19 protein-coding genes are annotated in these 18,906 nt (G+C 42.7%); 5 read left to right on the top strand and 14 right to left on the bottom strand.

Features of this window, described 5'->3' with window-relative positions; translation table 11 throughout:
• Positions 1-41 precede the first annotated feature (41 nt).
• From IGI66_RS10910 to IGI66_RS10920, 3 genes are all read right to left on the bottom strand, one after another.
• The gene (locus tag IGI66_RS10910) at positions 42-2,795 is read right to left on the bottom strand and encodes a helicase C-terminal domain-containing protein (protein ID WP_438848950.1); all 2,754 of its coding nucleotides are present in this window, start codon (positions 2,793-2,795) and stop codon (positions 42-44) included.
• 231 nt (positions 2,796-3,026) lie between these two features.
• Positions 3,027-3,227 (bottom strand): cold-shock protein, encoded by a 201-nt coding sequence (locus IGI66_RS10915; RefSeq protein WP_010745638.1) that lies wholly within the window; start codon positions 3,225-3,227, stop codon positions 3,027-3,029.
• A 191-nt stretch (positions 3,228-3,418) separates the two neighbouring features.
• Positions 3,419-4,522: a baeRF6 domain-containing protein gene (locus IGI66_RS10920; protein ID WP_010779872.1), complete on the bottom strand. Its 1,104-nt coding sequence runs from the start codon at positions 4,520-4,522 to the stop codon at positions 3,419-3,421.
• A 415-nt stretch (positions 4,523-4,937) separates the two neighbouring features.
• Here IGI66_RS10920 and IGI66_RS10925 point away from each other — a divergent pair, with 415 nt between their 5' ends.
• A complete protein-coding gene (locus IGI66_RS10925; RefSeq protein WP_010779871.1) occupies positions 4,938-5,477 on the top strand; it encodes a PH domain-containing protein in 540 nt (179 codons plus the stop codon).
• A 37-nt stretch (positions 5,478-5,514) separates the two neighbouring features.
• Here IGI66_RS10925 and IGI66_RS10930 read toward each other — a convergent pair whose 3' ends face one another.
• The 11 genes from IGI66_RS10930 to dnaX form a co-directional block, all read right to left on the bottom strand.
• Positions 5,515-5,859, bottom strand: a complete 345-nt coding sequence (locus IGI66_RS10930; protein ID WP_086303382.1) for a P-II family nitrogen regulator — start codon at positions 5,857-5,859, stop codon at positions 5,515-5,517.
• A 19-nt stretch (positions 5,860-5,878) separates the two neighbouring features.
• Complete coding sequence (locus IGI66_RS10935) at positions 5,879-7,093, bottom strand: ammonium transporter (protein ID WP_205242108.1); 1,215 nt, start codon at positions 7,091-7,093, stop codon at positions 5,879-5,881.
• A 151-nt stretch (positions 7,094-7,244) separates the two neighbouring features.
• Positions 7,245-8,105 (bottom strand): 16S rRNA (cytidine(1402)-2'-O)-methyltransferase, encoded by an 861-nt coding sequence (rsmI, locus tag IGI66_RS10940; protein WP_438848953.1) that lies wholly within the window; start codon positions 8,103-8,105, stop codon positions 7,245-7,247.
• A 93-nt stretch (positions 8,106-8,198) separates the two neighbouring features.
• Positions 8,199-8,546 carry a DNA replication initiation control protein YabA gene (locus IGI66_RS10945; protein ID WP_044926567.1) on the bottom strand — a complete coding sequence of 116 codons (348 nt, stop codon included), beginning with the start codon at positions 8,544-8,546 and terminating at the stop codon, positions 8,199-8,201.
• On the bottom strand, positions 8,546-9,358 hold the full coding sequence (locus IGI66_RS10950) for a PSP1 domain-containing protein (RefSeq protein WP_086303380.1): 813 nt from the start codon (positions 9,356-9,358) through the stop codon (positions 8,546-8,548). Before IGI66_RS10950 ends, IGI66_RS10945 begins: the two co-directional genes overlap by 1 nt.
• Positions 9,359-9,384: 26 nt before the next feature.
• Positions 9,385-10,323, bottom strand: coding sequence for a DNA polymerase III subunit delta' (holB, locus tag IGI66_RS10955; protein WP_288226034.1), 939 nt, complete (start codon positions 10,321-10,323; stop codon positions 9,385-9,387).
• A gap of 3 nt (positions 10,324-10,326) precedes the next feature.
• Positions 10,327-10,656 carry a cyclic-di-AMP receptor gene (locus IGI66_RS10960; protein WP_010779864.1) on the bottom strand — a complete coding sequence of 110 codons (330 nt, stop codon included), beginning with the start codon at positions 10,654-10,656 and terminating at the stop codon, positions 10,327-10,329.
• 13 nt (positions 10,657-10,669) lie between these two features.
• Positions 10,670-11,314, bottom strand: a complete 645-nt coding sequence (gene tmk, locus IGI66_RS10965; protein ID WP_086303378.1) for a dTMP kinase — start codon at positions 11,312-11,314, stop codon at positions 10,670-10,672.
• A 57-nt stretch (positions 11,315-11,371) separates the two neighbouring features.
• On the bottom strand, positions 11,372-11,968 hold the full coding sequence (gene recR, locus IGI66_RS10970; RefSeq protein ID WP_010779862.1) for a recombination mediator RecR: 597 nt from the start codon (positions 11,966-11,968) through the stop codon (positions 11,372-11,374).
• A 28-nt stretch (positions 11,969-11,996) separates the two neighbouring features.
• Positions 11,997-12,311 carry a YbaB/EbfC family nucleoid-associated protein gene (locus IGI66_RS10975; RefSeq protein ID WP_316405864.1) on the bottom strand — a complete coding sequence of 105 codons (315 nt, stop codon included), beginning with the start codon at positions 12,309-12,311 and terminating at the stop codon, positions 11,997-11,999.
• Positions 12,312-12,396: 85 nt separating this feature from the next.
• On the bottom strand, positions 12,397-14,142 hold the full coding sequence (dnaX, locus tag IGI66_RS10980; RefSeq protein WP_438848956.1) for a DNA polymerase III subunit gamma/tau: 1,746 nt from the start codon (positions 14,140-14,142) through the stop codon (positions 12,397-12,399).
• A gap of 182 nt (positions 14,143-14,324) precedes the next feature.
• On the opposite strand from dnaX, the gene IGI66_RS10985 reads away from it, so the two are divergent.
• From IGI66_RS10985 to IGI66_RS11000, 4 genes are all read left to right on the top strand, one after another.
• Positions 14,325-15,563 carry an SPFH domain-containing protein gene (locus IGI66_RS10985; RefSeq protein WP_288226037.1) on the top strand — a complete coding sequence of 413 codons (1,239 nt, stop codon included), beginning with the start codon at positions 14,325-14,327 and terminating at the stop codon, positions 15,561-15,563.
• A gap of 29 nt (positions 15,564-15,592) precedes the next feature.
• Positions 15,593-16,663, top strand: coding sequence for a hypothetical protein (locus IGI66_RS10990; protein WP_010779858.1), 1,071 nt, complete (start codon positions 15,593-15,595; stop codon positions 16,661-16,663).
• Complete coding sequence (locus tag IGI66_RS10995; protein ID WP_438848958.1) at positions 16,660-17,454, top strand: TPM domain-containing protein; 795 nt, start codon at positions 16,660-16,662, stop codon at positions 17,452-17,454. Before IGI66_RS10990 ends, IGI66_RS10995 begins: the two co-directional genes overlap by 4 nt.
• Positions 17,455-17,596: 142 nt before the next feature.
• A complete protein-coding gene (locus tag IGI66_RS11000; RefSeq protein WP_438848960.1) occupies positions 17,597-18,889 on the top strand; it encodes a serine hydrolase in 1,293 nt (430 codons plus the stop codon).
• The last annotated feature ends 17 nt before the right edge of the window (positions 18,890-18,906 follow it).

The following is an 18,906-nucleotide window of genomic DNA, read 5'->3' on the forward strand; positions in this document are numbered from 1 at the left end:
TCAGACAAGCTACATTATACCAAAAGAAGGGCTTTGCCTCATTAATTCTCATCACTTTTGTCAGAATTTAAAAATTGATCCGCTTCAAGCAGAATCTCTTCTAACGGCAATTGTTTGATCGGAAGGTCCTTTGGCAATGCTTTTCGTAATTTTTCGCCGTACTTCGCAGTGATAAAGCGCTGATCCAACAAGAGCATTACTCCCTTGTCCTTGTCTGAACGAATCAACCTTCCCAATGCTTGGCGCAGCCGCAATGCTGCATGGGGGACTGCCTCTTGGTAAAACGGATTGATTCCTTCCGAGGCTAAATACTCATTCCGTACTTTGACCTGCAGCCGTTTAGGATTTTCAAACGGCAAACGAGTAACGATCAAAAGCTGCAGAATCTCTCCTGGCAGATCGACCCCTTCCCAAAAACTGTCGGCTCCGAACAGCAGCGCGTCATTTGATAACAAGAAACGCTTCAATAATTTTTCGCGGCTGCCGCCAACACCCTGAGCCAAAACCTCTCTGCCTTCATTTAATAAAGGCACACGCACGCGCTGATAGACACGATTCAAAATATCGTGAGAAGTAAAAAGAACTAAGATCGGACGTTTCTGATCGCCTGCCATTTTTCGAACAACGTCGGCGATGTATTGCGCATACTGATCCGGTGAGGTCGACTGGATGCTGATCGTATCCGTCGGAAGGTACAGGCGCGCTTGGTTGGCATAATCATAGGGACTGCTGATTATCTTTAAAGGCGTCTCTGCTATCCCCCAACGCTTCGCGAAATAATGCCGATCGCTGCCGATTTTCAACGTACCACCCAAGTAGAGGATCTGCTTGTACCGCTCATACCACTTCGTTTGACTGATCAATGCCGCTTCCAAATCCTGGACTTGGAACGTCTTTCGTTTGGCATTGAACCAATGAACATAGCGGGCATCCCATTTTTCACTAAATGTTTCAAATGCTGTCTGCTGCTCTGTCAAATTGTCCAGTAGTGCTTGCAGGTCGCCCCATTCCGCCTGTTCTTTGATACTGAATGTCTCTTTGTACCTGACAAAATACCCCGACAATTGATACCCCAAATCCAACACATCTTGGTAAAGACGCTTGATCCGCTGTAAAACATGCTCCCCAGCCAAGGACAATTGGTCGATCATCTCTTTCGTCAGCAAGCGTTCCTCTTCCGCAGGAAACTCTTCCTTGAAAATACGATAAAAATCCGTCAGGTCCTCATTTAATTCCTGAAGAACATCTTGAAGAATTTCAAGCGTATGCTGGCTTTGCTTGTCTTTGTGGGTCAATTTTTTCCAAACAGCAAAGGTTTGCTGGTCAAAAAGATGGGCAAACGAACGCTGGATCGCCAATACATTAAAGTTCTGAGTGCTGACTTTTTCCAAGACTCGATTTAAATGATGGGCTTCATCAATAATCAGATACGAACTGTTCGGTAGTTGAGGAATTTTCCGTTGATCCTCTTGCGCTAAATAGGCATGATTGGTGATCACCAAATTACTTTGAGCCAATTTTTTTTGACGATGATGAATAAAATCTGCTTGATAAAATGGGCTGCTGGGATTCAATGTATGCACACCTAAATGAGAGACCTCTTGCCAGAAAGGGTGTTTCAAGCTAGTCATATTCAGCTCATCAAAATCCCCTGTTTCGGTTTGAGTTAACCAGACAAGCACCGACATTTGATAAAATGTGTATTGTTTTTGCGCCGTTTCTTTCTCAAAGCTCTGATAAAAACGCTCAAGATCCAAGTAATGACGACTGCTTTTCATCACTACTGCCTGCAACGGCTGATCCAACAGACGATTGATCAACGGCAAGTCGTGGCTCAAAATCTGCTCTTGCAGCAGCAAAGAGACCGTACTGATCACCAGCGGTTTTTCCGGAGTTGCCAAAAAACTCATGGGTAATAAATAGCCCAACGTTTTGCCGATTCCTGTTGCGGCCTCTACTAAAATATTCTTGTCATCTTTCTTATTAAAAAAATCATACACAAGATTCATCAAACGCGCTTGTTCTTTTCGAAAATCCAATTCACCGTGATAGATTTTCTCCTTGGCTTTCCGTGAGCGAGGATAGGCCTTCACCCCAAAGTAGCTCTCAGAAAAAAGCGGCACACGCTTCTTGCGCAGCGCTAATCCACGAATGATCACCAACTCATCCGACAAAGGACGAGGGTCTTCTTGCATCTCTTTCAGACATTCTTCTAAATAATTTTTTGTTTGAAACGCCATTTGATCAGCCGTTTCCACGATTTTTTCCACTGTAATGATTGGCAGTTCTTTTATTTTCGAGTCTAGATATAATAATAATTGCGCAGTTACATCCGCGTCGCTATCCGCTTGATGGGGATTTTCATGGACTAAGTGCAGCTCCTCTGCCAAATCCTTTAAGCGAAAGCTCAAAGACGTCGGCATAAACACTTGCGCCAACTCAACGGTATCAATACCGGGGATCGTCAATGGCGGCATACCGCAACGCTCCAGCTCATTACTTAAAAACGGATAATCAAAATGAATGTTATGGGCAACAAAGATTGTATCTTCCAATAAATTAGTGATCGTTTGAGCCACATCTTCAAAATAAGGGGCTTTTCGCGTTCGTTGGTTCGTAATTCCTGTCAGCGTTTGGATCTGCGCTGGAATATTCTGATCTGGATTAATATCCGTCGAGAAATGCGTTACGATCTTGCCGTTCTCGATCAATACACAGCCGAACTGAATGATACGATCGGTTTTTGGATCGGTTCCAGTCGTTTCAATATCAACCACAGCATAATTCTTTTTCACACTTCTCCTCCTTCCTCAAACACAAGAAGTGATTTCCTTATAAAACCACGTATCTCACTAGCCCACATACTTTGCTTCTGTCAGTTTTAGAAGCAGCATGGGAACATCTACCTCACGCATTATATCTGAATAGTACCACTTTCTACAAGGAAGTTCTTCATTCGAAGCGATTTCAATTTATAAAAACAAAAAAACCAGATGCGTGAGCATCTGGTTTAAAAGTCTACTTAATTAAGCTTTGTTAACGTTTGTAGCTTGAGGTCCACGTTGGCCTTCTTCTACGTCGAAAGTCACTGCTTGACCTTCTTCTAAAGTTTTGAAGCCGTCGCCTTGGATAGCTGAGAAATGTACGAATACGTCATTTCCGTTTTCAGCAGTGATAAATCCGTAGCCTTTTTCTGAGTTGAACCATTTTACTGTACCTTGTTCCATGTTAAACATCCTCCTAGGATAAAAATTAGTTTGTAATTACTTGAATGGTGAAATAGGAAAGATGTTGTCTGAAACAAACTTGCCAATATTACCGTACAAAAACTACACTTAGAAGTATAACACAGATAAAGCGATAACACTAGGTTATCGCTTAAAATTTTTATTCTTAATATATTTGAACTATTCGAACATTAATACCGTAGTATCGCTAATAGACTTTTCTCATCTGGAGCGTCTTTTTGGTCTAGAACAAAGACCTGTCCACCATTTTTGATAACATTGTCCGCAATCTCGTTCAAGACTTGGCGACGATCATATTCGACATCTGGATCTTCTCCGAACCCATCGACTAGGTTGGATGTTGCGATAAAGAGATGAGAAATCTTCCCTTCCTTCGCGGCTGGTACGATGTCTACTAATTGGTCAATAAATTTTCTATCCATTAATTTTTGGTACGTTTGTGTCTCAACAGATGCCAATTGATCCGTCAATTTCTGTGACTCTTTTTTTATTTCGTTGATCGTTGCTTGTGCTGGCGAACCATTGATTGCCGCCTTATCTGAATAATAAGGATTTTTCGCAACTTTTTTAAATTGTGTTTGATTCTCTGGCAAGGCAAAAAGATATACTGGAAGTTGATCTGGGTTCTCAAACTCTTTTAAATAGTTGTCCACTGCTTGGTAATAATTCACCCAGTCAATTTCGACTTCTTCATCCTTCGTATTGATGCCATGATAGCTGCCGACCTCTCCGCCGCGAGCAGATACGTTTAAGTTTCCTCCCGTTAATTCATCTCCAAGAGCCGTGACAATATCTTTCGGAGCATCCTCTGGCAGATCGACTTCTTTCACTTTTTTGTTACGGATAAAATAGAGTTTCATAGAATCTCTATTCAAAGCCATTAAATAGTAAGAATAATTAAATTGTGCATTCTTGATGATCGCCAACAGATACGGCAAGTCGCTGACATAATATTGATCGTCCACAGCGATACTTAAGCGATGGATATAACTTTCTTCTGCCGTAAGGATCACCGCAATACTTTCTGTTCCGTTTCGCCAAAAATCACCATCTGCGAGTAGTTGATTGATCTTTTCTTGGAATGGTTCAAAGCTGTGATCAGTGTATTTTTTTTCAAAACGACGTTTCGCTTCTTTAGCGAAGTTTTTAAACGTGATTTGATCTTTTTCAACTTCTTGATGCGCATGGTGTGTATTCAACATGAATGTGATAAACGGACCGGTGGCTTCTTCTGAAGTCAGTTCAGATAGTAACTTTTTACTGATATTTGCCATAAATGTACCCTCCTATTTAAGTCTTCCAAATCAAGTGTACCATAGCTGTTAAATTCCATGAAACGAAATGCAACCCTTACATTATGTAAATAACTAAAAAATTTCACAGAAATTTGCATAAGTTTTTTCTAATTCATTTCTTATCGATTAACAAACTGCTATTCATGAATTCGTTGATTGTATGCATTATCATTAATTTATACCAATTATCCCGAATTGGTTTTTCATACTTACTCCTACCAAGAGTAAATAACAACCTTCATTTCCACCATAGTGACGGCTATGGTGGTTTTTTTGCGGTTTTCGCGCGTTCCCACAATCATTCGGATAAGAAATCCTTTTGAATTTTTACGATTGATTTGTTTGCGTTTCCATTATTTGCTAAACTGGAGCTACTAAATCAGCGAGGTGTGCTATGAAAACTGCGGAGGAAATGTACCAATTTTGTCAACATGCGAAATTCTTTTCAGGGTCCGATCAACAATGGAGCGAAAAACTTTTTTCAGTGCTGGAGAAACATTTAGGGCCTCATGAAGAGGTTCTTGTTTGCTTTATTGGGCTGCACAATCGAACATCTGCAACCAAAAATGACGGCTTTTACGCCTATGCTTTAACCAATCAACGATTTATCATGGGGCAAAAGAAATTGATTGGCGATGAGTTTAAAGTGATTCCTTTGGCAAATCTTCAGGAACTTCGTTTAACAAAAGAAACCAGCTTGGATATATTAGAGATTTCCTCTTTAGAAGGCGTAACAAAAATAGTCTTAACGGAAGACGAAGCACCCTATGTCTTAGCGACTTTAAAGCAAACAGTCCAAGAGATCACCACAAAAAAAGAACCCGAGACCCACTTAAGCAAAGCGGAACAGCTCTTGAAAATGAAAGAGCTAATGGATCAAGGAATCCTGACAGCAAAGGAATTCGAAAAAATAAAAGAAGAGATCTTTCAATAAAAAACTGTCTGAGAAAAATTTTCTCAGACAGTTTTTTCTATTGGATCGCTGCTTTTCCAGACTCCCGCGTGCGTATCCGAATCGCTTCTTCAATGGGATACACAAAGATTTTTCCTGTTCCACATTCTTCTGATTGGCAGGTCTCTAAAATCAAATCAATCACTCTCTCTACATCTTCATCCGCTAAAATAAAGCTTACTGCTATTTTAGGTAATAATGTCGTGATGACCTCTTGTCCTCGAACGTGCGTCTTTTGTCCTTTTTGCAAGCCGCAGCCTAATACTTGGCTGACAGTCATCCCATTTACTTCAATTTCCTGATCGATCGCTGCTTTGATCGCTTCTAATTTTTCTTGTCTGATGATCGCTTCAACTTTTTTCATCGCGTCCTCCTATAGTCTCCTAAGAATCCATTCCCATAAATGTCGGATAAGCATTTTCATCATGCTCGATTTGGTCTAGCCCTAACGCTTCTTCCTGTTGAGAAACACGAATCGGCATGAAGACCCGGATCAAAGAGATGATCAAATAGCTTGCGACTCCAGCAAAAATCAATGTAAAAATGACGCTCTCGATTTGTGCGATAAACAAATGGGTCTCGCCGTAAATCAAACCTGTTCGTCCACCAACCGAAGGATCAGCAAAAATCCCTGTTACGATCCCACCGAAGATCCCGCCGACACCATGACAACCAAAAGCATCCAGTGCATCGTCAAAACCAAGCTTCTGCTTAATTACTGAAATGAAGAAATAACAGAACGGACTAACCAATGCGCCAATGAGGAGGCTTGACCAAATCGAGACAAATCCCGCCCCAGGAGTAATTGCCACCAATCCGACAACTGCACCGGTACAAGCACCGACGACCGTTGGCTTGCCGTTTAGGATTTTTTCAATCAGCATCCATGACAACATCGCGCAAGCAGCCGCTGTGTTGGTCGTGATCATCGCGTGGATCGCAAGTCCGTCCGCCGCTAAGGCCGAGCCGCCGTTGAAGCCAAACCAGCCAAACCACAAAAGCCCTGTCCCTAAGACAACAAATGGAACATTGTGGGGACGATAATCGCCGAGGTGGTATTCTCGACGACGGCCTAAGACAATCGCCAAGACCAGCCCAGAAATCCCTGAACTAATATGCACCACATTCCCGCCGGCAAAATCGATCGAGCCGATCTTGTCTAGAAAACCGCCGCCCCAAACCATATGCGCCATGGGGAAGTACACAACGATTAACCAAATGGCTATGAATAAGAAAATCGCTGAAAAGCGCATGCGACCGGCGACTGATCCTGTTAAAATCGCTGTCGTGATCAAGGCAAACATCATTTGAAAGAACGCGAATAAGCCTTCTGGGATACTATCGCCTTTCGTCATAGAGACGCCATTAAAAAATAGCTTGTCCAAATTTCCAATAAATTCTCCGCCGCCGCTAAATGATAGCGAGTAGCCAACGACTACCCAAATCAAAGAGGCTAATCCCATCGTACAAATGACCATCATCATGGTGTTCAAAATATTTTTTCTCCGCTCCAACCCGCCATAGAAAAATGCCAATGCGGGCGTCATCAGAAAAACTAACCCTGAACAAATCAAAATAAATGCAATATTCGCTGCCATCAAATCACTCCATTTCTCTTTATGTTAAGTATTCTAACATCGTTTTTAAATAAAAAAAGAGTTTTCCCTCATTTTTTTCATTTAATTCTAATTTAATGACTTTGTGTGTGAGAAAAACTAACATAAAAAGAGCAGGAAGAATTTCCTGCTCTTACAATCCGTGATATTCTTTATAGACCTCTTGTTTTTTCAGTCCATGTCGTTTCGCGACAGTTTTGATAGCCTCCTTCGAGCTTTCGCCGTCTAAGACCAATACGTCCACTTGCTCTTTGAGTGAGCCTTCAAAAATTTCTTCTTCTACCTTCTCTGTCGTACCGGAAACCAGCAAGCAGCACTCTCCCTTTAACGAATGCTCCGACAGGTAGTCGATCACTTCCTCTGCTGTGCCTCGCAGATACTCCTCATAGAGCTTGGTCAGCTCTCGGCAAATGACCACTTCGCGATTGCCAAAAACTTCTAGCATATTTTTCACGGTCTCTTTTATACGATGGGGAGACTCATAAAAGATCATTGTCGCCGTTTGATTTTTCAGTTCTGCTAATTCCTTTTTCTGGGTACTTTTCTTTCGTTTCAGGAATCCATAGAAATAGAAAGGTTGCGGCATCAGACCAGAAGCAATCAGCGCCGTCATACCCGCAGTTGCTCCAGGCAACGCCACTACAGGAATGTCTTCCTCAATACAAGCAACGACTAATTCATGCCCCGGATCACTAATAGAAGGCATGCCTGCATCGCTGACTTGCGCGATTGATCGCCCACTTTTAAGAAATGCCAGCAGTTCAGGAATCCGTTCGTTGTAATTATGCTCATGCAAGCTTTTTTGCCCAACCTTCACCTCAAAATGATTCAGCAATTTTTGCGTATTTCGAGTATCCTCACTGGCGATCAAATCGACCGTTTGCAATGTCTTAACTGCACGAAAGGTCATATCCTCCAGGTTCCCGATCGGCGTAGGAACCAAATACAGCGTTCCAACTTCTTGTGCAAAACTTTTTTGAATTCTCACAGACATACTCCTAACTTCCTTCTATGTATTTACTACCCATCGATACTCGCAAAAAAGCGGGTGTGACAAGCAGCGTCATACCCACTAGTTGAAATCGATTTATTTTTGCTTACTTTCGCGATAGATGACGTCTAAACAAAAAGCACATGGCTCATCCTGTTCACGCCTTGAACCGTAAAGTAAATTGCACACGTGAAACCCGTCTTCATATATCTTTTCAAGGTTTAAACGAGACTCCGACAATTCTTGCCGTTCATCTAAGACTGGAGATTTTTTGGCATCAATCTCACGAATCCGTTCACGCAAGCGTTCATTTTCCATTTCCAATGTGGCATTTTTTTCAACGAGTTCCAGCAGCGTTTCTTTCATCGACACTAGATCCTCAAGGTTTTTTTGCATGTCCACTTCTAACTGATTCAGGCCATCATACAACGAACGTCGGTCCATCATGACACATCACCTGCTTCAACTAGTTCTTGATAATCGAAATCGACAGTCATATCACGGCCAAACAAACGCACCTTCACTACCTTGCTAAGCAGATTCAACCCGATTACTTTTCCACGCCCTTCTGGTGTGTTGATTTCCTTACCATAATCCGGCATTTCTTTTTTGGCTGCTTCATACTCGCCATTTTCATACTTCAGGCAACACATCAAACGGCCGCAAAGACCTGATATTTTTGTTGGATTCAATGAAAGACCTTGATCTTTCGCCATTTTAATAGAAACAGGAATAAAATCTCCTAAGAAAGTCGAACAGCATAATGGTCGCCCACACGGCCCGATTCCGCCAAGGATCTTGGCTTCATCTCGAACCCCGATCTGACGCAGCTCAATTCGCGTACGGAAAACACCCGCTAAGTCTTTGACCAGCTCACGAAAATCGATCCGTCCATCCGCGGTAAAATAGAAAATCATTTTGCTGCGGTCATACGTGTATTCCACTCGGATCAATTTCATCTCTAACTCATGGGCCCGAATCTTCTCTTTTGCTGTTTTGAACGCGGCATCCGCATCGGCTTCATTTTGCGCTACTTTTTTTAGTTCTTTATCTGATGCTTTATGTAATATCGTTTTTAAATCATCGGACAAATCTTTTTTTGCTATTTCTATTTTTGGAATTGCCACTGTCGCAATCTGGTGCGCCTGTTGCGACTCGACCAAGACTTTATCATTATAAAAATATTCGTTTTTTCCCGGTGCATAATAATAGATATGACCAGCATCACGAAAACGAACACCCACAACTTCAACCATGGTTCTCCCTACTCTCTTAAATAACGTTAAGCAAAGACAATACGTAACGTTACTTGTTCTGCGATATTTTGAAATGACACGTTTGCCTCTAGCTTTTGACTAGCTAGCAAAACTTCTTCTAATAGATGGTTGTAATTCTCTAGGTTGGTTTGATTTTCTTTCATTACTTGATCACGCTTTTCTTTCACAAAATAAGCCAACATTTCAAAGGCAAATTGCTGCTGCGCTTTATCCTTAAACGTCTTTGTCAGCTTTTTCTGAACGTAGATAAACGCTTGCGGATCATTTTTATCAAGATAATTAAACCATTGAATAACAACCTCTCTAGCTTCATTAAACCATTCATCTTTTGAGATTTCAACAGCTTTTCCATAACTATTTGTTAAATTTGCTAAGAGTTTTGCAGTTTTCGCAGGGATTTGTTCCGCTTCTAAACGGGATTGCAAGCGCGCAGTAGACAACGCTTGAAAGTGGATGATCTGACAACGAGATCGAATCGTCGGCAATATCTTTCCTAACGATTGTGTCTCTAAAATAATCATGAAGTTTGCTGGCGGTTCTTCCAAAAACTTTAATAGACTGTTTGCCGAGTTGACATTCATCTTTTCCGCTTGGTGAATAAGTACGACTTTTTTCGCAGATTCAAAGCCGCTTTTTGTTAATTCACTCTGCAACGCACGAATTTGATCGACTTTGATGGACTGGCCATCTGGCTCGATCTCGACAACATCGGGATGATCTTTACTGGTTATGCGCAGACAATTATTGCATTTTTCGCAAGGCATGTTCTCTTGTAAATTTAAACAAAACAGATGCTTGACGAACCATAAAGCCAGTTCTGCTTTCCCTGTTCCTTGATCGCCTTCAAAAAGATAAGCATGGGCCAAACGCCCATGCTCAAAGCTGTTCTGTAATTGGCGAAAAACGATGGGTTGAATTGTCTGGAGTCTTTTCGCTTCTTCCATATCTTAATACTGGTGGAAGCCTTCGACTGGTAAAACAAAGACTGTTGCACCGCCGACTTCAACTTCAACAGGGTAAGGCACTTGCCCATCTAACGAGATGTCTAAGGTCACTGGTGTCGTGACGTATTGTGTCCGAGCTTGGCACGTTTCTTTGATCAGCGCTAAAGTATCCTCCACACGGTCATCTTCAATACCAATGATAAAAGTACTGTTCCCAGCTTTCAAAAAGCCGCCTGTAGATGAAAGCTTGGTTGCTCGAATGTTCGAGTCAATAAACTCATTGGCTAAACGGTTGGAATCTTTGTCTTGGACGATCGCTAAAATTAGTTTCATAGTTTTACACCTCTCATGATTGAAAATAGTCTGGGTAACGTGTCAACAACTCGTAAAAACAATCTTTCACTACTTCGTCTAAACGTTTCCGAGCATCGATTTTTATGATCCGATCTGGATTTGCATCTGCCAATTTTAAATAGGCGTGTCGAACCTTCTGATGAAATTGTAACCCTTCTGAGTCCAAACGGTCAATTTGATTGGTTCGGTTCTTCATGATTCGTTGCAATCCTGTATCCGAATCTACATCTAAATATAACGTCACATCTGGTGTCGTGCCTTCGATCGCAAATTCATTGATCTTAGCGACTTCTTCCATACCAATACCGCGTCCAGCACCTTGATAGGCTAACGAGCTGTCAACAAAGCGGTCGCATAGAACAATTTTATTTGCCTCAAGCGCAGGCCAAATCTTCTCAACCAAATGTTGCCGACGAGCAGCCGCATATAACAAGGCTTCTGTCCGATCATCCATTTGATCGTTTATGGGGTCAAGGATCACGTGTCTAATCTTTTCAGCGATCGGAATGCCTCCAGGTTCTCTTGTTTTGACGATGGATCGTTTCGCCGTTAATTGTAATTTAGGATAAAGTTCATTCAGTACACTGGTTTTCCCAGCACCGTCTGGCCCTTCAATCGTAATAAATAATCCGTTCACGTTCTTGTCCCCCAAAATAATTATGATCTTCGTATTTTAAAAAACACCGTGATGTTCTTACAATTCACGGCGTCCTTCCACTGCTTTTAACAGCGTGATCTCATCAGCATACTCGATGTCGCTGCCGACAGACAGGCCATGAGCTAGTCGTGTAACTTTGATCCCCGCTGGCTTGATCAAACGTGACAGATACATTGCTGTTGCTTCGCCTTCTGTTGTGGCATTTGTCGCTATGATGACCTCTTTGATCTCATCGTCATGCAATCGTTTGATCAGAGGCGCAATATTGATATCTTCTGGCCCTGTGCCCTCCATTGGTGACAACACTCCATGAAGCACGTGATAAAGCCCATGGTATTCACGGACTTTTTCCATTGACATCACGTCTTTTGGTTCTTCGACCACTAAGATCGTACTGCGATCGCGTGTCGTGTCTGAGCAGATCTCACAAGGGTCTTCCTCTGTGATATTACCACATATGCTGCAAAAACGCAGGTCACGCTTGACACTGATCAATGACCGCGCAAATTCATTCACGGACTCATCTTTCATGTCGATCGTAAAAAAAGCTAAACGAGTCGCAGTTTTTTGACCGATCCCCGGTAATTTCATATAACTTTCAATCAGCTTTGCGATTGGTTCTGGATATTGCATGGTGTTCTTCCTCTCTGAACAAAGTCGCTTACATTCCAGGAAGTCCCTTTGTATATTTACCCATTGTTTGATCCGTTTCTAATGTAATTTTTGTGATCACATCATTGACTGCTAGAACAATCATATCTTGCAGCATATCTGGATCTTCTGGGTCGATCAATTCAGGGTTGATCGTCATTGCTTTCATTTTTTTATCTCCGGTAAAAGTTACTGTCACGAGATCATTCGTTGAACTGCCGGTGAATTCTTTGGCATTCAATTCATCTTGTGCCTTCACCATTTCTTTTTGCATTTTTTGCATTTGTTTCATCATGCCTTGCATATTTCCCATTCCGCGCATCATAGTCTCTATTCGCTCCTTCTTCATTCTAAGCTGTGCAACAATCCAACTAATTTATTTCATTAGTCAAAGCGTAAAACTGACAGCTCTAATCTTCTTTGATCGTTACTAGATCGCCAAACAAACTCTTGGCTTGTTCAACGACTTCATTGGTTTCTTCCGGTATCAGACTGATTTCGTCTTCTGATTCGTGATCTTCTGCTGCCACCGGACGGTCATTGTGCTGACTGACAAATGCCTGCCGTAATCTAGGCCAGCTTTCACGAGTAATGAATACGAAGTCAGGTGTATAATCTTTGATCATCATACTTAAACTGTTCTGCATATTCAAGCGTAACTCCTCGTTGCTGTCCGCTCGCTGACAAACGATTTCGTAGTCAAAAGCAACCAGTAGCAATTCAGGTCCTGCCGCCATAGGCTCACTAGCCTTTAACATCGCCCGTTGCGTAACTGGCAGAGCCATCAGAAGGTCTTCCCAAACACTCTTCACATTCAGCAAATGGTCTTTGGTTGCTTCACTTAATACTTGATAGACACGCTCCGTCGGCACGCGGTACGTGCTAGCTGTTTTCTTCGGTGCTGCTTTTCGTTCTTCTTTTTCAACTGTTGGATGAGCTTTTAATTGCTGAAACTCATTTTGCAGCTTTTGCAATTGACTTTTTAACGCGGCTACTTCTGCTTGTTCAGCAGGTTGCGTCGTCCCTGTAGACACTTGGCCTACAGACTGAGCAGCGGACGCAGTTTCAATATTCGTTTGCGGTGTCGCTAATTTTACTGTTGCAACTTCCAAATAGACATTCGCATGGTTGGTAAATCGGATCTCATTTTGTGTATCGCTTAAAATCTTGATCATTGCATACAACCGCTCAGAAGCGGTCGCTTCGGCTAGTTGCTTAAAGGTATCTGTCAGATACGCCGCACGATTTTCCATCAATTTCGGGGCTTGCTGATAGATCAGCAAGTCTCGACAATACAATAGTAAATCTTCCGTTAAGCGACGTGCTTCTTTTCCTTCTGACAAAATATTTTCCAGTACCTCAAGCGCTCCGCTGACATTCTGTTCCAAACAAGCGCCGATGAAGCTGTCCATCATCTCCGTCGTCAAGCTTCCCGTCACAGCCAATGCGTCCTCTAACGTGATCTTCTCATTGCTGAATGAGATCGCTTGATCCAGAATACTCAATGCGTCACGCATGCCCCCTTCAGCAGCACGAGCGATCACAGACAGTGCTTGCTCTTCATAAGGCTGATTGCTTTGTTCAAGAATATATGCCATGCGGCCAATGATCGCTTGAACATCAATCCGTTTAAAATCGAACCGTTGCGTCCGAGAAATAATCGTCGCAGGGATTTTATGAGGCTCCGTCGTTGCTAAAACAAAGATCACATGTTCTTTTGGTTCTTCCAGCGTTTTTAGCAACGCATTGAAGGCCCCTGTGGAAAGCATGTGGACTTCATCAATAATATACACTTTGTATTTTGCAGTAGTCGGCGCGTAATTCGCCCGGTCACGAATAAAACGAATTTCTTCTACACCGTTGTTGCTGGCAGCATCGATCTCAATGACGTCTTCTTGACGCCCTTCAGTGATCGAACGGCACATCTCGCACTCATTACAAGGTTCCCCATCGACACTGTTTGGACAATTGATGGCTTTTGCAAAAATCTTCGCCGCACTGGTCTTCCCTGTTCCGCGGGGGCCGGTAAACAAATAGGCATGAGACGTTTTCTCTTGTTGGATCGCATTTTTCAGCGTCTTGGTTATCGCTTCTTGCCCGACTAGGTCATCAAAACGTTGCGAACGCCAAACGCGGTAAAGTGCTTGATACGCCATAATTCTCCTCTTTTCTCTAAAAATCACTGCTTTTTATTATACGTGATTTCCAGTAAAAAAACTATAGAAACCAATTGTTTCCCGTAATTGTTTAGTGTCTTTTAATTTGTGCATCTGGATCTTTTCTGTTTCGAAAAACCCCTGTGGTATAATAGAAAAAACGTTTTTATGGAGGGATATTCATGGGACTATTTAAAGCAGCAACCAGCTCGATCGGCGGCGGTCTTGCCGATCAATGGCTAGAGATTATCGAACCATCCGACATGGGTCAAACGACTGTCATGACGAAAGGCGTTGCCGTGCGCAAAGACGACAAACGCGGCAGCAATAAAAAAGGAACCAAAGACGTGATTACGGACGGTTCTGTTATTCACGTGTATCCGAATATGATGATGCTTTTAGTCGATGGCGGAAAAATCATTGATTACACTGCCGAAGAAGGCTACTACACAGTGGAGAACAATTCTGCACCGTCTATGTTCAACGGATCATTAAAAGACGCCGTTGCGGAGACCTTCAGTCGATTCAAATTTGGCGGTGTCACCCCTCAGAAGCAGCAAGTCTTCTATATTAACCTGCAAGAAATCAAAGGGATCAAATTCGGTACCAGTACACCGCTGAATTATTTTGATAATTTTTACAATGCAGAATTGTTTTTACGCGCACACGGAACGTACTCGATCAAAGTGACGGACCCGATTTTATTTTTCGCGAATGCGATTCCGAGAAATATGGATCAAGTCGATATCAGCGACATCAATGAACAATACTTGCAAGAATTCCTAACTGGTCTGCAAGCGTCGATCAATCAAATGTCTGCAGACGGACAGCGTATTTCTTATGTACCATCAAAAAGCTTGGAGCTAAGCAAGTATTTGTCGGATGCGTTGGATGACAGCTGGAACGAACTGCGGGGGATGGAAATCGTTTCTGTCGCTGTTGCCAGCATCTCCTACACAGATGACTCAACAAAATTAATCAATATGCGCAATGAAGGCGCGATGCTTGGCGATCCAAGCGTACGTGAGGGCTATGTTCAAGGATCTGTTGCCCGCGGAATGGAAGCAGCGGGTAAAAATGATGCGGGTGCAACCACTGGCTTCTTCGGAATGGGTATGGGCATGAATGCCGGCGGTGATTTCTTAAATCAGGCTTCGCAAAGCAACAATCAGCAAATCCAACAAAATCAGCAGTCCCAACAACATTCGGCTGGCGGCGAGCAATGGACATGTCCGAAATGCGGCCAAGAAAATACTGGAAAGTTCTGCAGCAACTGTGGTGAACCAAAACCTGCGCCGGCAGCAGCGGCGAAAATCGAAATGAAGTGCAGCGAATGCGGCGAGGTCGTTGATTTAAGTAACGGAGTACCGAAGTTCTGTCCACATTGCGGAAAACCCTTTAAAGCCATTCCGTTAGATTAACTTATCACTACGAGAGGAGGACCTGCAAAATGGCAGATGTAATCACGCATCATTGTCCCAACTGCGGCGGTCCTTTGACGTTTAATCCAAGTGATCAAAAATTTCACTGTGATTATTGTTTAAGCATTTTTACCGTGGAAGATATTGAGAAGTTTGAAGCCAACGAAGGTGTTCAAACGATTGATGGACAAACAAGTACGGCTAGTATTGAAGAGGCGAATACTGGAGATATGGACCTCTTCCTTTGCCCTAGCTGTGGCGCTCAGATTGTCACTGATCACACTACCGCCGCAACTTATTGCTATTTCTGTCATAACCCCGTGGTGTTGTCGGGACGTTTGACAGGAGAATTTTTACCGAATAAAGTCTTGCCCTTCACCATTGACCGCGAAAAAGCCGTTACTGACTTTTTGGCTTGGACACAAAAGAAGCGATTTATTCCAAAAGATTTCTTTAACAAGGAGCAGATCGAGAAAATGACCGGCGTCTACTTTCCTTATTGGGTCGTTGACGCGGAAACAGCGGGTAATTTGACCGGTAAAGGGACCTCGCTGCGTGTTTGGATCGTGGGAGATCTTGAGTATACAGAAACAAAGATTTACCAAATTTTCCGCAAGGGAACAGCCAAGATCCAGCATTTGACTAAAAATGCGTTGAAGAAGAATATCCAGCAAAAAATGGTAGAAGGAGTTCAGCCCTTCCCCATTGATCAAGCGGTAGACTTTCACACCGAATACTTGTCTGGTTTTCAAGCTGAAAAGCGGGATATCGAAATAAAAGATATTTCCGATCAAATCGAGCATGAGCTTGGCGAATATACCGAAGACTTGCTGCGGGATACCGTTTCTGGCTACACGACATTCACAGCCAGCAGTCACTCCGTGGATGTTGAAAAACAGGACAATCATTATATGCTCCTGCCTGTTTGGTTAGTCACGTATCAGGATGCCTCAAAGAAAACATACTATTACGCGATGAATGGACAAACTGGAAAAGTCAGCGGTATATTGCCCATCAGCAACAAACGACTTGGACTGTTCTCCGGCGGAATATTTGCCGCTGTGCTGCTCATTGCGATGATCGTGGGGTATTTCATATGAAAAAAATCCTTTTTATCATTGGCTTTCTGGCATTGTTTACCCCTTTGACTGTTTTTGCCGCTTCAAATACTGTTGATGATCAGGCAAACTTATTCTCACTAGAAGAAAGAACCGAACTTTCAAATCAGGCGGACGCCATCAATCAAAAAATCAAAGGGGAAGTCTTTGTCTTAACTACGAATTCCAATACCGAAGATCCACAGGAGTTCGCTGACCTCCAGTTAATGGATCGTGTAGGCAAAGACAACAACGGGGCGCTTCTATTATTAGACATGAATCAACGAAAAATTCACTTGTCGACTTCAGGCAACATGATCGACTATTTAAATAAAACGCGATTAAATACCATTTTAGACAGTGTAGAAGATGCCATGAGAGATCAAGAATATTATGAAGCTGCGAACAACTATTTCGTTCATACAAAAAGTTTCGTTGATGACGGTATTCCTGGCGGCTCCTATCGAATTGACGAAGAGACTGGAAAGGTAACACGCTACAAGTCGATCACACCGATTGAATTTGCCATTGGTTTCATCGTTTCCGCAGTGGCGGCGATCGCGTTCTTCGTCTCTGTTCGTTTACGTTACCAATTAAAGACTGGAACGTATCGCTATCCCTACCGTCAGCATGCTAAATTGAATTTGACTGAACGGCAAGATCAATTAGTAAACTCCTTTGTCACCACTCGTCGAATTCCGAAGCCTTCCAATAATGGCGGTGGGGGCGGCGGTGGCAGCAGTACCCACTCCAGTGGCGGCGGGACATTTGGCGGCGGCGGTCGAAGTTTTTAAGCAATTAAAACGAAAAATGTTATCATCAAACACCAGAGATTTCAAAACTAATGAAAAACTCTGGTGTTTTGTTGTATTTTCTTGAATTCACCCTCCTATTTTGCTAAACTTTTAGGGTTAATAGAAGTAAAGGAGCCCACCAATGAATAAAAAGAAAAGATTCCCCCTTGTTTTGGTTACTCTGATTCTCTTTTTCCAAAGCCTCATAGGAATCACCGCTCTAGCAGCAGATGATTTTTCTGTTAATGCAAATGCGGGATATGCTATTGATGCGGACTCAGGAAAAGTTTTTTTTAACCAAGATGGCGATACGCCAAAAGGCATCGCTTCGATCACTAAGACGATATCGGCATACCTCGTTTTAGAGGCGATCAAGCAGCAAAAAATCTCTTGGGAGCAAGAAGTCCCGATCTCAGAGTATGCGGAGAAATTAAGCACTGTTCCTGATTTATCCAACGTCCATCTCGTTCGAGGACAAAAGTACACGGTCAGGGATCTTTTTGAATCGATGATCGTTCAATCCGCCAACGCAAGCGCGGTTGCTTTAGCCGAACTGGTTGCGGGCAATGAACATACATTTGTGAATCAGATGCGGGAGCAACTGACAAAATGGGAGATCAAAGACGCAACAATCATCAATGCTTCCGGTTTAAGCAATGTGTATTTAGGCGAACACAAATATCCCGGAACGCAAGAAAATGATGAAAATCTGATGTCTGCTCGTGATGTGGCCATCGTGGCACAGCACTTGATAAAAGACTTCCCTGAAGTATTGGAAGTTTCTAAAATCAAAGAAAAGACCTTCGCCCCAAACACCTCCCAACCAGACGACATGAAAAACTGGAATGTGATGCTGTATGAGGGACCAAATTACAAAGAAGGCGTTGATGGTTTAAAAACCGGAACCACTGATTTAGCTGGCGCCTGCTTTGTGGGGACAATCCAAAAAGATGGTCGTCGTGTGATAACTGTGATCCTGAATGCCTTAGACCAGCCAAATGATGAAAATGCACGTTTTGTTGAGACTGGTAAATTAATGGATTACTGTTTGAACAATTGGAGTCAACAGGATGTGACTGTCGCTGGACAAACACCGAGTGATCAAAAGACTTTGAAGGTTACGGAAGGTAAAGAAAAATCCGTTGCATTAGCCATGGAGAAACCTGTCAATCTGTGGGTAAGAAGTGATATGGACCCGAAACAATTGACGATCAAAACGACCTTGGACCACTCTTTACTAGATAGCAATGCGATCATCGCACCTGTTCATAAAAATGAAAAGATCGGAACGGTCAGCGTCTCGTTAGCGCAAGACAACTTAGGCTATGTCCAGAAAACTGAAGGGGCAACCACCGATCTCGTAACGAAAAATGCAGTAGAAAAAGCAAGTGCTTTTGAATTGATCTGGCAGAGAATTACAAATCTGTTTGCATAAATAAAAGCTTTCGACCG

It is taken from the genome of Enterococcus sp. AZ048 (assembly GCF_051715125.1).
Lineage (GTDB): Bacteria > Bacillota > Bacilli > Lactobacillales > Enterococcaceae > Enterococcus_A > Enterococcus_A gilvus.